Source organism: Acinetobacter wuhouensis (assembly GCF_001696605.3).
Lineage (GTDB): Bacteria > Pseudomonadota > Gammaproteobacteria > Pseudomonadales > Moraxellaceae > Acinetobacter > Acinetobacter wuhouensis.
In genome coordinates this window covers 63044-77558 of sequence record NZ_CP031716.1, presented here as the reverse complement: position 1 = coordinate 77558, position 14515 = coordinate 63044, and the positions used below count along the sequence as shown (strand labels likewise).

12 protein-coding genes are annotated in these 14515 nt (G+C 41.2%); 6 read left to right on the top strand and 6 right to left on the bottom strand.

Annotated elements, in window-relative coordinates:
* Nucleotides 1–65 precede the first annotated feature (65 nt).
* Both dkgB and BEN71_RS00970 read left to right on the top strand, forming a co-directional pair.
* Nucleotides 66–875, top strand: coding sequence for a 2,5-didehydrogluconate reductase DkgB (gene dkgB, locus BEN71_RS00975; RefSeq protein WP_068973365.1), 810 nt, complete (start codon nucleotides 66–68; stop codon nucleotides 873–875).
* A 12-nt stretch (nucleotides 876–887) separates the two neighbouring features.
* Nucleotides 888–2057, top strand: a complete 1170-nt coding sequence (locus BEN71_RS00970) for an MFS transporter (protein WP_068973364.1) — start codon at nucleotides 888–890, stop codon at nucleotides 2055–2057.
* A 113-nt stretch (nucleotides 2058–2170) separates the two neighbouring features.
* Here the strand turns inward: BEN71_RS00970 and BEN71_RS00965 are convergent, their stop codons facing one another.
* Complete coding sequence (locus BEN71_RS00965) at nucleotides 2171–2821, bottom strand: START domain-containing protein (protein WP_068973363.1); 651 nt, start codon at nucleotides 2819–2821, stop codon at nucleotides 2171–2173.
* A 49-nt stretch (nucleotides 2822–2870) separates the two neighbouring features.
* Nucleotides 2871–3692: a 4-hydroxy-tetrahydrodipicolinate reductase gene (gene dapB / locus BEN71_RS00960; protein WP_068973362.1), complete on the bottom strand. Its 822-nt coding sequence runs from the start codon at nucleotides 3690–3692 to the stop codon at nucleotides 2871–2873.
* 283 nt (nucleotides 3693–3975) lie between these two features.
* Here dapB and BEN71_RS00955 point away from each other — a divergent pair, with 283 nt between their 5' ends.
* Together BEN71_RS00955 and BEN71_RS00950 are read left to right on the top strand one after the other, a co-directional pair.
* Nucleotides 3976–4158: a hypothetical protein gene (locus BEN71_RS00955; protein ID WP_068973361.1), complete on the top strand. Its 183-nt coding sequence runs from the start codon at nucleotides 3976–3978 to the stop codon at nucleotides 4156–4158.
* A 198-nt stretch (nucleotides 4159–4356) separates the two neighbouring features.
* Nucleotides 4357–4560, top strand: a complete 204-nt coding sequence (locus BEN71_RS00950; protein ID WP_068973360.1) for a hypothetical protein — start codon at nucleotides 4357–4359, stop codon at nucleotides 4558–4560.
* Between the two features lie 80 nt (nucleotides 4561–4640).
* Here BEN71_RS00950 and dnaJ read toward each other — a convergent pair whose 3' ends face one another.
* The 4 genes from dnaJ to BEN71_RS00930 form a co-directional block, all read right to left on the bottom strand.
* Complete coding sequence (gene dnaJ / locus BEN71_RS00945) at nucleotides 4641–5753, bottom strand: molecular chaperone DnaJ (RefSeq protein ID WP_068973359.1); 1113 nt, start codon at nucleotides 5751–5753, stop codon at nucleotides 4641–4643.
* Nucleotides 5754–5845: 92 nt separating this feature from the next.
* Nucleotides 5846–6223, bottom strand: coding sequence for a hypothetical protein (locus tag BEN71_RS00940; RefSeq protein WP_068973358.1), 378 nt, complete (start codon nucleotides 6221–6223; stop codon nucleotides 5846–5848).
* Between the two features lie 147 nt (nucleotides 6224–6370).
* Nucleotides 6371–9517, bottom strand: a complete 3147-nt coding sequence (locus BEN71_RS00935) for an efflux RND transporter permease subunit (protein WP_068973357.1) — start codon at nucleotides 9515–9517, stop codon at nucleotides 6371–6373.
* A 2-nt stretch (nucleotides 9518–9519) separates the two neighbouring features.
* Complete coding sequence (locus BEN71_RS00930) at nucleotides 9520–10620, bottom strand: efflux RND transporter periplasmic adaptor subunit (protein ID WP_068973356.1); 1101 nt, start codon at nucleotides 10618–10620, stop codon at nucleotides 9520–9522.
* A gap of 188 nt (nucleotides 10621–10808) precedes the next feature.
* On the opposite strand from BEN71_RS00930, the gene BEN71_RS00925 reads away from it, so the two are divergent.
* Together BEN71_RS00925 and ppc are read left to right on the top strand one after the other, a co-directional pair.
* Nucleotides 10809–11426, top strand: coding sequence for a TetR/AcrR family transcriptional regulator (locus BEN71_RS00925; RefSeq protein ID WP_068973355.1), 618 nt, complete (start codon nucleotides 10809–10811; stop codon nucleotides 11424–11426).
* Nucleotides 11427–11687: 261 nt separating this feature from the next.
* Nucleotides 11688–14378, top strand: a complete 2691-nt coding sequence (gene ppc / locus BEN71_RS00920) for a phosphoenolpyruvate carboxylase (RefSeq protein ID WP_068973354.1) — start codon at nucleotides 11688–11690, stop codon at nucleotides 14376–14378.
* The last annotated feature ends 137 nt before the right edge of the window (nucleotides 14379–14515 follow it).

Here is a 14515-nt window from a genome sequence, read left to right as displayed (position 1 = left end):
TTCACCTATTTTTTAGCAACAATAAAAACTACAAAATAGCCGTAACTAAAAATGAAGCATCTCCCATGAATAAAATCGTCCCCCAATTTGGTGTTGGTACATTTCGCCTGACAGGACAAACTGTGATTGATTCTGTCAAAACAGCACTTGAGGTTGGCTATCGTGCGATTGATACCGCACAAATCTATGGCAATGAAGCAGAAGTCCGACAAGCCATTGCTGAAAGCTCTGTGAATCGAAATGACTTATTTATCACCACGAAAATTTGGACAGATAACTACGCAGCCGACAAGCTTATTCCAAGTTTAAAAGACAGCTTACAAAAGCTCAGAACGGATGCAGTCAATCTCACTCTGATTCATTGGCCTGCACCGAGTTTAGGAATTTCTGTCGCAGAAATGATGCACAATCTGCTCGAAGCTAAACAACAAGGTTTAACTAAACATATTGGGATTTCAAATTTCAATATTGATTTAACTCAACAAGCCATTGACGCTGTGGGTATTGAAAATATTGCCACCAATCAAATTGAACTCAGTCCATATTTGCAGAATCATCAATTGGTGAATTTTTTACAATCACAAAATATTGGTGTGACTTCATATATGACTTTGGCGTATGGCAAAGTGTTAAACGACCCTGTGTTGAATGAGATCGCCAAAAACCATCAGGCATCAACTGCACAAATTGCCTTAGCTTGGGCATTACAACGTGGCTTTTCTGTGATTCCATCATCGACCAAACGTGAAAATTTGATTGCGAATTTAAAAGCACAAGATATTCAATTAAGCCTTGAAGAAATGCAGATGATTGAAGCCTTAGAGCGAAATGGGCGTGAAGTAAATCCCGAAAATCTAGCGCCTGCATGGGATTAAGAGAATCAATTCATGAAAATTAACTTTCCTCTCCTCGCCTTAGCCATCGGTGCATTTGCGATTGGTACAACCGAATTTTCACCAATGGGCTTTTTGCCACAAATCGCTGAAAATCTGAATATTTCCATTCCCACCGCAGGCATGCTGATCACTGCATACGCTTTGGGTGTCATGATTGGCGCACCGATCATGACCTTATGGTTTGGACACTTTTCACGGCGTAAAGCACTGATGATTGCCATGAGTATTTTTACGATTGGCAATATTTTAGCCGCGATTGCACCAAGCTATTGGGGCTTGATGGGCGCACGGATTCTCACCAGTTTAAATCATGGCGTATTCTTTGGTATCGGTTCAATCGTCGCGACCAGTGTCGTGCCGAAAGATAAACAAGCCAGTGCAGTTGCAATGATGTTTATGGGCTTAACCATTGCCAATATTGGTGGTGTACCGTTGGCAACATGGGTCGGGCAAAACATCGGTTGGCGTATGGCATTTGCCGCAATTGCGGGATTAGGTGTCATCACCATGTTGGCATTGTGGAAAGCATTACCTGAGGGTGCAGTTGGACAACGTCCCAATGTCAAAGCTGAACTACAAGTGTTAACCCGTAAACCTGTCGTCCTTGCCTTGCTCACCACTGTCATGAGCGCAGGTGCGATGTTTACCCTATACACCTATATCGCTCCGACACTGCAAAATATTACCCATGCCAGTCCAAGTTTTATCACCATGATGTTGGTTTTGATTGGGGTTGGTTTCTCGGTCGGTAATCATTTCGGGGGCAAATTTGCAGACTTGTCTTTGACCAAAACACTTACAGGCTTCTTATTGTTGTTAATGACAACGATGTTGCTATTTCCGATTCTTGCACAAACCAAGATGGGTGCGGCATTGGCATTGGTTGTATGGGGCGCAGCAGCCTTTGCGGTTGTCCCTCCTTTGCAAATGCGCGTTATGGCTGTGGCACATGAAGCACCAGGTTTGGCATCTTCAGTAAATATCGGAGCGTTTAACCTAGGTAATGCGGTTGGTGCTGCCGCAGGTGGTGCAGTTCTCAGTATGGGAATGAGCTATGCGGCTGTGTCCATTACAGGCGCTGTCCTCACAGCATTGGCATTGGTTTTGGTTTTGATCCAAATGAAAATGTCGAGACCAGCCATGACTGAAACTGCTTGCTAATAGACATAAAAATCCCACAATCATTGATATTGTGGGATTTTTTATTGCGCTTTTTAGGCTATGCCTTGTAATCCAAATTTTTTGATTTGTCTTAGAAATTCTGGCTTAGAACATTATTTTAAAACAGCAGGTAAAGCAGGCAATGCTTTATTTTTTGCCAATTCTGCTTTCATCTTTTGCAACATCTGATAAGGCTGTTGCTCAACCAACATATTGGTCACACTTTGTGGAATCGAACCTTCAGGATCAGCAAAGCCTGTGGTACTGACTTTGACTTTATTAGCCGAAACTTTTTGGAACGTCCAATCACCTTCATAATTTTTTAAACGGATAAAATTGGCATCAATTGCTTTGCCTTGTGTAACCGCTTTATTTTTAATGCTAATCGCACCATTACTGTCTTTGGCAATTTTGCCTTTGATGACCATATCTCGATCTTTAAGTGGAAATGGAAAATCCAAAACCATATATAAAGTGAACTCACCTTTGGCATCATCACGACTCAGTACTTCGGCTTTTGCCACATTCGGTGCCCATTTTGGCGTGTTATTGACATCTAAAACCAATGCGACAGCACTTTCAATCGGTGCATCCAACGTAGTTTCCGCTTTATACGACATCACCGTATTTTTCGGATCTTTAAATGTCCATACTTTGATATTGTTTTTGTCGAGGCTAAGTTTTGCATCACTTGGCGCAGCAGCTTGTGCAGTCAGGCACATGGCACTGACTACACCTGCAAGAAACATCACTGTTTTTTTCATTTTTTTATTCAAATCGCTATCGTTGTTTTAAATCATAGCGGATTGTGTTTTAAGCTTGAATATCATTTAAGCCTAAAACATCCTTCATATCGTATTTTTTTGCATCTTTGCCCACAACCCAAGCTGCTGCACGCACTGCACCTGACGCAAAGTTCATACGACTGGTCGCTTTATGTGTCACTTCTACACGCTCACCTTCACCAATAAACATCACCGTATGTTCACCCACGATGTCACCACCACGAATGGTTTCAAAACCAATGGTTTCGCGCTCACGTGGACCTGTATGTCCTTCACGACCATAGACAGCCACTTTTTTCAAATCACGACCCAAAGTATCAGCAACTGCTTCACCCATCATCAATGCTGTACCTGATGGCGCATCCACTTTGTGACGGTGATGTGCTTCAATGATTTCAATATCCACCGTATCACCAAACACTTTTGCAGCCAGCTCAAGTAATTTGATCGAAACATTCACACCCACTGAATAGTTTGCAGCATAGACCACAGGTGTTTGCGTCGCAGACTCATTTAAAACTTGTTTTTGCTCTTCTGAAAAACCAGTCGTACCAATCACCATGGCTACGCCCGCTTCACGACATAACTTTAAGTTATTTTCAGTTGCCGCAGGTGCAGTAAAATCAATCACTACATCCACATCTTTCAATACTTCTTCTAAGCTACCAACAACTTTGATACCGACAGCACCAATCCCAGCAAGCTCACCAGCATCTGCACCAATGAGCGAACTTTCTGGGCGTTCAACGGCTGCTGCCAATTGATAACCTGCTTGTTGTACCGCTTGGATCAATGTACGACCCATACGACCACCTGCACCCAAAATACCAATGCGTGGAGTTGCTGACATGTTGATCTTCCTAAATCTAAATTTAAACATTGTGCCTACTATAGCAAAACTCTGAACCGAGGCTAAGTTAGATCGTTAAAAATACTATGAAGTTTTTTCAGCCCCTTGAAAATTTGGAGTAAAAAATTACTGATCTACAATCAAAGTAATTGATTTAAAAAACAAGCATTGATAAAAGGCTAAAAATTTAAGACCTGATTAAGCCATTTTCATCAAAGTGCAAAAATCACACAGCAGACTACATGCCACGAATGAAAATAAAATGATTTATAAGGAGATCTATATGCATTCGAATAAAATCGCTTTCGCACTTATCATGGGAATGATGGCTACAACAACTTGGGCAGCATCTGCACCTGAAGTACAACCGACCACGGCGACTCAACCCGCAGCAACGCCGACATCGACATCTGAACCACAACCTGAAGTCCGCGTTGAAGACATTGATGCACCGATTTTAGAATAATGACATTTTAAGCAGAATCTTTAGAGGATATACCCGTATCCTCTTACTTTTTTAAATCAAGTAACAACCTAACAGAATCCATAAAATTAAATAAAAACACCACGATTTATTTACATCAAAAATATAAAATATTTTAAAAATTTAATTAGAATAAGCCTTGTTTGAAAACACTGAAAATTGAGTATTAAGGATAATGTAATGCAACTTAAAAAAATAATACTAGGTCTAATTTTATCAATAAGTTATGTACATGTATGGGCAGATGATACCACAACACCCGATTCGCAAAATACTGAAACACAAACCACCACGACAAAACCTGCTGTTATCCTCCCTCAAGATGAGGATGAAATTGATGCAGCCCCCGATGATCATGAATTTGAAGTTACACCTGAAAAATAGTTTTAGACATTTAAAATAAAAAATGAACATAAAAAAACGGAGCGATTTAAGCTCCGTTTTTATTGTATCGAATATTAAAATTAATCAAATAAACGATCGAAGAATGATTTTTTCTTCGGTGAAGATTTATTGTCATCACTTTCCATCGTCGCTTGAAGCTCTTTCAATAACTCACGTTGACGACTGGTCAAGTTAACAGGGGTTTCAACCACGATACGGCACAGTAAATCACCTTGCATACTGGTACGAACAGGTTTTACACCTTTACCACGTAGACGGAACATTTTACCTGTTTGAGTACCCTCAGGTACTTTCAAACTGACACGACCATCTAAAGTTGGAATTTCAAGCTCTTTACCCAAAGCAGCATCGGCAATGCTGACAGGTACATCCATATAGAGATCTGCGCCATCACGTTGGAAAATCTCGTGTTCACGAACAACCACTTCAACGTATAAGTCACCAGACTGACCATCACGAATTGCTTCACCTTTACCAGATAAACGAACGCGATCGCCATTGTCCACACCCGCAGGAATGGTCACTTCTAAAGTTTGTTGACGGTCTTTTACACCCGAACCATGACAAGTGTTACAAGGGTTTTTAATGATCTTGCCTTGACCACGGCATGTGCTACAGGTTTGTTGTACTGAGAAGAAACCTTGTTGCATACGCACTTGACCTGCGCCATGACAAGTCTTACACGTTTCAACATCATTTGGATTTTTAGAACCTTTACCATCACACACATCACATGGTGCTGGTGCAGTAAAAGTAATGGTTTTCTTCACGCCTTTGACCGCTTCTTCAAGCGTCAATTCCATCACATAGCGTAAATCTGAGCCACGGCGCGCACGTTGCTGACCACGACCGCCACCACCAAAAGCGCCACCGAAAATGTCACCAAACTGGCTGAAAATGTCTTCGGCACTGAAACCACCGCCAAAGCCACCACCGCCCATACCGCCTTCAAATGCACTATGTCCCATACGGTCATAAGCACTACGCTTATCGCTATCCGAAAGAATTTCATATGCTTCTGCACATTCTTTGAATTTTTCTTCAGCTTCAGCGTTGTCTGGATTACGGTCTGGATGATACTTCATCGCCATCTTACGGTAGGCTTTTTTAATTTCATCATCACTAGCGGTTTTAGCAACACCTAAAACCTCATAATAATCACGTTTAGCCATGATTGGCGATGCTCCACAAAATTTGATAATACTTCTATGCAGAGTAAATTGGGGGCGATGTTATTTTTTACAAGTTTGAATATTGAATTTTTTTAAAAAACAGCTTTTTTCTGCATATATTTACTAAATCCCTGAAACCAAACATTCAGTAAAAATAACCATGCAATTGCGCTAAAGACTACACCTGCAACGGTACAGGCTTTCACCCAAATCATACTATCCCAATAAAAGAAGATGAGCGGAATAAACCACAGTCCAGCAAAAGCAGCAAGGATCAAAAAAATGACAGCATTACGCATAATCCACAATGCTTGTGCATGAATCCAAACCTCAGCATCATCCACCACCGCTACTTTACGTGCCAACCAGTAGGCGAGCACCGCTGTAATTACCGTAAATAATGCGAGGAACATCAACAAATAAGCACTCGTGATATATCTACGATGCTGTTCTAAATTTGTTTGCCCCATGTGCGCTTTTGACCTCAAACTCATTGCATAGCGACTCTTGTTATATAGCGTTATTATGCAACGAAATTTCCTGTGTTATTTTCTATAAAAGATTAAGTGCTACTATATTGAAATTTTCAATATTTCGCACCTAATATTCACAAAAATTTATGTATTTTCGACAGGTTTTTTCACTTTAAACCATGTTGCATAAAGCGCAGGTAAGAAAAATAACGTTAAAAGCGTCGCAATAATTAAGCCTCCCATAATTGCAACCGCCATCGGTCCAAAGAAAATACTCCGAGAAAGTGGAATCATTGCCAGTACAGCTGCCAGAGCAGTAAGAATAATCGGGCGTGCTCGACGTACAGTTGCATCTAAAATCGCATCCCATTGATTGTGCCCTGCGCGAATATCTTGCTCAATCTGATCAATCAGAATTAAAGAGTTACGCATGATCATCCCTGACAGTGCAATCGTGCCCAGCATCGCCACAAAGCCAAATGGTTTGTTAAATAAGAGTAGAAATAACACCACACCGATTAAACCTAAAGGTGCTGTTAAAAACACGATAAATGAACGTGAAATACTTTTCAGCTGAATCATTAACAAGGTAAAGACCACAGCAAGGAATAATGGCATCCCTGCATTGACAGACGTTTGCCCTTTGGCAGATTCCTCAACGGTTCCTCCGACTTCAACCAAATAACCACTTGGTAAGGTTGCACGGAGTTGATCTATTTTTTCAGTCAACTCATTCACCACCGTTGCAGGCTGTAACTTGGTTCGAATATCTGCACGCACCGTAATAGTTGGTAAGCGGTTACGATGCCAAATCAGACCATCTTCGAACTTGTATTCAAGTTTGGCGATCTGCGCCAAAGGAACTGTTGTTCCTAGACTGGTCGGTACAGCTAGGCTTGCCAAGGCCTCTACACTAACTCGTTCAGCTTGATCACCACGCAAACGCACATCAATCAATTCACGTTTTTCACGATATTGGTTAATGATCGCCCCTGAAATTGAACTATTTAAGAAATTGGCTAAATCTTCCGAAGTGACCCCCATTTGGCGTGCACGATCTTGATCAATATTGAGTGAGATAATCTTGCTTTGCTCACCCCAATCCAGATGCACATTGGTGGTATTTGGATTTTCACTGATCAATTTCGCGACTTTTTGTGCTTCTTGGCGCACGGTTGGAATATCTTCACCAGACACACGGAACTGCAATGGATAACCCACAGGTGGGCCATTTTCCAACAAAGACACACGAGTACGTACTTGTGGCAGTAATTGACGAATTTGCGTATCTAAGGATTTACGGATTTCATCACGATCATCCAAAGAAGATGCCAAGACCACAAACTGTGCAAAACTGGCTTGTGGCATTTGCTGATCTAATGGCAAATAGAAACGTGGTGTGCCTGTCCCCACATAAGCCACATAATTATCAATGCCTTTTTGCTTGGCTAAGAATGCTTCCACTTTTTTCACGGCATTTTCAGTTGCTGTGAGCGAAGCCCCTTCTTCCAGTTTTAAATCCACCAAAATTTCAGCACGATTCGATGGCGGGAAAAACTGCTGCGGTACAAATTTAAACATGACAACTGACAGTACAAAGATACCCACAGTAATTGCAATCACTGTTTTACGGTAGCTCACACACCAATTCACCACCTTTCTAAAACCTTGATAAAAATTCGACTGGTATGGATCGAAATGCTCACCTGTATGATGAATCACAGGTTGGGGTTCAGGCTGTTTGCGTAAGCGTGCTAAGAGGCGCTGATACCACGGCGCTTTTTGTGCCTCTTTAGTAAAATCCGGCAGTAATTTATCACCCAAATACGGGACAAAAATTACCGCTGCAAACCATGAAACAACCAGTGCAATAGTCACCACTTGGAAAATCGAACGAGTATATTCCCCTGTACTTGATGCTGCTGTAGCAATTGGTAAAAAGCCTGCTGCGGTAATTAGAGTTCCTGTCAGCATTGGAAATGCAGTACTGGTCCATGCAAATCCTGCCGCTTTCATTCGGCTATAACCTTGCTCCATTTTAATCGCCATCATTTCAACGGCGATAATGGCGTCATCGACCAATAGCCCTAAAGCGAGGATCAATGCCCCCAGCGAAATTTTATGCAGTCCAACATCAAATAAATTCATTCCTGCAAAGGTCATTGCCAAGACCAGTGGAATAGAAAATGCCACCACCAGACCTGTTCTAAAGCCTAGGGAAAAGAAACTCACCAGAAGAACAATAATGACAGCTTCGGCTAAAACTTTGACGAATTCATGGATACTACGTTGCACAGCAACAGGCTGATCAGAAACTTTTTTCAGTTCCATCCCAAGCGGTAAAGTATTTTGTAAAGTTTGGAATTCTGTTTCTAAGTTTTTCCCTAAGGCAATGATGTCACCACCTTTACGCATCGACACGGCGAGCCCGATACCATTTTCACCATTAAAGCGCATACGCGGTTGCGCAGGATCACTAAAACCACGATAGACTTCTGCTACATCGCCCAATTGAATGGTTTTATCACCAACCAATAACGGCATCTTTTTCAGATCATCAACGCTATGTAAGGCACCACTGACACGGACTTGAATACGATCAGTTCCCGTTTCAAAAAAACCTGCATTATTGACACTATTTTGTTTTGCCAAAGCAGCTTGAATCGTCGTAACAGGAATGCCCATTTGCGCAGCCTTGGTATTAGACAATTCAATCCAGATTTTTTGATCTTGCAAACCAACCAAATTCACTTTGCTGACATCTTTAACCCGTTGTAAACGAAGCTGTAAGCGGTCTGCATATTCTTTCAAAGTGGCATAATCATAATCTTTGCCTGTGAGTACATAGATATTGCCGAAGGTATCGCCAAATTCGTCATTAAAAAATGGGCCTTGAACGCCTGAGGGAAGCTGAGTTTTGATGTCACCAACTTTTTTACGGACTTGATACCAAACATCAGGAATCTGACTTGATTTTAATGAATCTTTTGCCATAAACATGACCATCGACTCACCTGGACGTGAGTACGCCATGATCTTGTCGTACATGCCTGTACTCATCAATTCTTTTTCAATCTTATCGGTGACTTGTAAAGACACTTCTTGCGCTGTCGCACCTGGCCAATAGGTCTGTACCACCATCACTTTAAAGGTAAACGGTGGGTCTTCACTTTGAGAGAGTTTTGAATAGGAAAATAGCCCGACGATACCGAGTAAGATCATAAAATAAAGCACCAAACCTTTATTTTTGAGTGCCCATTCAGACAAATTAAAGGAGTGAAATAGACTCATGCTCATGCTCCTTTTTGAATAGTTACAGCACGATTTTCACGATCTATCGGTTTAATTTTTTGCTTTTCACGTAATAAATGCACGCCACCAACAACCACCCATTGCCCTGCATTTAAACCGCTCAAAACAGGAACACTGTCACGACCATACGCACCCAAGCTCACATTCACTTTATGAATGGTTTGATCTGAATTTACCACCCAAACATAAGGCTGATCAGTATTTGAAGATACACTTGAAAGTGGAACACTTAACACATTTTGAATATTTTGATTAAAGAATACCCGCGCACTTTGCCCCAATTGAATCGCTGACTGCCCTTCTTTCAAAGCCACTTTGACACTAAAAGTACGTGATTGATCTGCTGCAGGCGAAATTTCTCGAACATAGGCAGCAAACTTATCTTGCGGTTTAGACCACAAAGTAATCCATGCATTTTGCCCCACTTTAATCTCTGAAATCGCTTGCTCAGGTACACCGATGACCACTTCACGGTCACCATCAATTGCCAATTGATACGCTGCTTGCCCTGCTGAAATCACTTGCCCTACTTCAATATTGCGTTGCGTAATTACCCCATTTTTATTGGCGATCAATTGGTTATAGCCAGTTTGATTGGCGGATACATCATAGTTAGACTGTGCTTGCTTTAAGCTTGCCTGTGCCGAATCATATTGATTTTTAACTGCATCATATTGTGAGCGACTCACAGCATTGATCGGAAGCAATTGTTGAAAGCGTTTAAATTCATCCGCTGCAACTTTGGCTGCCGATTGCGCACTTTCAAGCTGTGCTTTGGCTGAGTTCAATTGTAACTGTGCATCTTTGACATCGAGTTTTGCCAAAACTTGTCCAACTTTGACACGATCACCGACATCGATATAACGTTCAGTAATTTGCCCACCGACTCGGAATGCCAATGCCGTTTGTTGTCTTGCTTGCACCTCACCTGCATAACTTTTTTGATCTTCATGTGAAGTTGCAGGTTGAGCAACCATCACCAATGGAATTTGTTCTGCTTCAGGTGCAGGTTTGCTACACCCCACTACGGTGACACTACACAAGATCAACAAGCTTGTGACCATCAAATTTAGACTACGCATAGGCAAGGCTCTTATTCAAATGCATTTTTTAGGGCAAAATAGAATGACGAGTGAAGCTCGAATGGCATTTCATCTGTAAAATGCAACAAAACTTCAATTGTTCATTTTTTAATTAATATACTGCATGGTACAATAATTGTGAATACGGTATCTTGTAATTGACCACTTTTGTTTTTTTGGAAATTATTGTGCAAACAACTGTTGGACGTCCAAAGGACTTAGAAAAACGCAAACATATTGTAGAAGCAGCAAAAATGCTGTTTTTAAAATTGGGCTATCACGGTTCCAGTATGAATCGTATTGCTCAAGAAGCAGGCGTGACCAAACTTACGGTATATAACCATTTTCAAGACAAAGAGACTTTATTTACCTGCGCCATTGAACAAACCTGTGAAGAATCGATCAGCGCTCGCCCATTGCGTTTAACTGAAAATAGTGACTTTCAAGCATCGTTTTACCAAGCTTGTGAATTGACAATGAATGTGATCAACTTGCCTGAAGCCATCAAACTTGAACATTTACTTTTAGAATTGGCGAGTGAAAACAACCCTTTAGCCATGCGTTTTTATACTGCATCTCACAAAAGAATGTCCGATGTCTGGCTCGATTTTTTTGAACAAGCAACGACACTAAAATTTATCAAAGCAGATGTACTCGAAAAACAAATGAATTTAATGCTGTCCTTACTACTTGGTGTACGCCATCATGAAGTGCTACTCGGTATTCGCCCATCGCCAACACCCGAAGAAGCCCAGCAGATTATTCGTGAAAGTATTGATTTATTTATGTTGAAATATAAAGCCTGATCGAACTATTAAAAAACTAAATAATCTCTAATTCTTGTTTCAGGCATACTCGAAGCATATATCAATCTATTGACCTATGTTTAATGAAGAAAATCAATTTAAAAATAGGCAATGAAATACCTGTAATTTAGACATTAGCTCCGAGCTGAAATATATCACTGCTGACTTCTTATACAGTCCTTTACATACTTTTGTAGGGAGTCACTTGGAATGTGAACAAATCGAGTTATAGTCGAAAGAACAAGAACTGGAGAGTGACAGATGATTCAACAAATTGATGCTCCACTGCGTGAAGATGTACGCTTACTCGGAAACCTTTTAGGCGAAACATTAAAGGAACATGCAGGACAAGATTTGTTTAATCAAATTGAACAAATTCGTGCATTAGCCAAAGGCGCACGAGATGGTCAAATTGAGGCAGAAAAACAACTTGAACAACTGTTTCTCAATCTAAAAGATGATGAAATCTTGCCACTGACCCGTGCATTTTCACACTTCTTAAACTTTGCCAATATCGCAGAACAATATCACGTGGTACGTAGCCGTCGCCAAAGTGAGTTTGAAGAAGCTCAACCTTCGCCGAACGTATTAATTCCACTGTTTGAACAATTTAAAAATAAGAACATCAGCACAACACAACTGTATCAACAAATTTGTGAACTTAAAATTGAACTGGTACTGACTGCACATCCGACAGAAGTGAGTCGTCGTACCCTGATTCAAAAATATGATGGCATTAACAATTGCCTATCGACTTTTGATCAGCAAAAACTGACACCTAAACAACGTGTAGCAGTACTGGAAGATTTAAAACAGCTGATCGTTTCTGCATGGCAAACCGATGAAATTCGTCAGCACCGTCCGACGCCTGTCGATGAAGCAAAATGGGGCTTCACCACAATTGAGCAAACCCTGTGGAATGCAGTACCGAAATTCATTCGTGAGTTAGATGGTCTGGTACAAGACAACTGTGAAAAACCACTTCCTTTAGATATTTCCCCAATTCGTTTTGCCTCTTGGATGGGCGGTGACCGTGATGGTAACCCGAATGTAAAACATCACATTACCCAAGAAGTACTATGGTTATCGCGTTGGAAAGCCGCTGACTTATATGTCCGTGACATTGAAGACCTACGTTGGGAATTGTCGATTGAAGCCTGTTCAAATGAACTCACTCAAGCTTTAGGTAAAACCCACCCAGAACCGTATCGTGAATATTTGCGCTCAACTCGCGAACGCTTAAAAGCAACACGTCAATGGCTTGCAGATAAATTGCGTGGACTGCATTCAGATGTGGATCGCAGTTTAATCATTCGTCATAAAGATGAGTTATTACAACCATTATTACTTTGCTATCGCTCATTGATGGCATGTAATTTACCCGAAATTGCCAATGGTAAATTGCTCGACTTTATCTACCGTGTAAATTGTTTCGGTATTGAATTACTGAAATTGGATATTCGTCAAGAATCGGGGCGTCATCGTCAAGCGATCTCAGCAATTACCGAATATCTGGGACTCGGCAATTTTGAAACGTGGACTGAACAAGCCCGTCAAAACTTCTTGATTCAAGAATTACAAAGCAAGCGTCCATTGTTACCGAAACATTTAAATGAACCTGCGGGTAGCTTGATTCAGCATCCAGATGTACAAGAAGTCTTTGCTACGATGCGTACCTTGGCAGAACAGCCAAAAGAAAGTTTAGGCGCATACATCATTTCGATGGCAGAATATGCCAGTGATGTGTTGGCGGTTTTATTGCTACAAAAAGAAGCAGGCATCGAGCATCCTTTACGTGTTGTGCCATTATTTGAAACACTCAAAGACTTGGATGGTGCTGCCGACACCATGAATACCTTATTCAATATGCATTGGTATAAACAGCATATTCAAGGTAAACATGAAGTGATGATTGGTTACTCGGATTCTGCCAAAGATGCAGGCTTCATGTCAGCCAACTGGGCACAGTATCGCGCACAGGAAGAATTAACAGCTGTTGCCAAACAACACGGCGTTCAATTGACCTTATTCCATGGACGTGGCGGCTCAATCAGTCGTGGTGGTGCACCGACACAACAAGCTTTATTCTCGCAACCACCGGGTTCAATTTCAGGGGCGATTCGTGTCACTGAACAAGGTGAGATGATCCGCTTTAAATTCGGTCTAGAAGAAATTGCCTTACAGAATTTAGAAATTTACGCCGCTGCGACACTTGAGGCGACATTATTACCACCGCCTGAACCAAAGCAAGAATGGCGTGATTTGATGCATACCATGACTGATTTATCGGTACAGGTTTATCGTCAAACGGTGCGTGAAAATCCGCATTTTGTGAAATATCTCCGTACTGTCACACCAGAACTTGAACTACAAATGTTACCACTTGGTTCACGCCCTGCAAAACGTAAAGTCAGTGGTGGCATTGAATCGCTACGTGCTATTCCGTGGGTATTTGCATGGACTCAAATCCGTTTAATGCTCCCTGCTTGGCTCGGAACAGGTGCAGCAATTAACCAAGTGATTGGTCAAGGTCAAAAAGCAGTTTTAGATGAAATGTTGGCAGAGTGGCCATATTTCCAAACCTTGATCGACATGTTGGAAATGGTACTATCTAAAGCAGATTCTAATATTGCCTTATATTATGAAGCACATCTGACTGATGACGAAGACTTAAAAGTACTCGGTGCTGAATTACGCCAACGCTTACATGATGCCGTACAAACTTTATTGGCAATGAAAGGCGAATCTAAACTTCTTAGTTCAAATGAAGTATTAGACCAAGCCATGCGTGTGCGTAAACCGTACTTATTACCGCTACATTTATTGCAAGCTGAATTAATGAAACGTCGTCGTGCCTATTTGGCTGAAAAGCAAGCTGAACATACGCCTGTCGATCATGCACTCATGGTCAGTATTGCAGGGATCGCGGCAGGTCTACGTAATACAGGTTGATCTAATTGTTCTAAATTTAAACGAGAAATATCCAGTATATTTCTCGTTTTTACTTATAAAGTTAAAAAAATGTCGACTGCATCAATAAAAATAAAATCACCAAACATTTGGATGAAAAAAAATTAAGCAATTGCAAA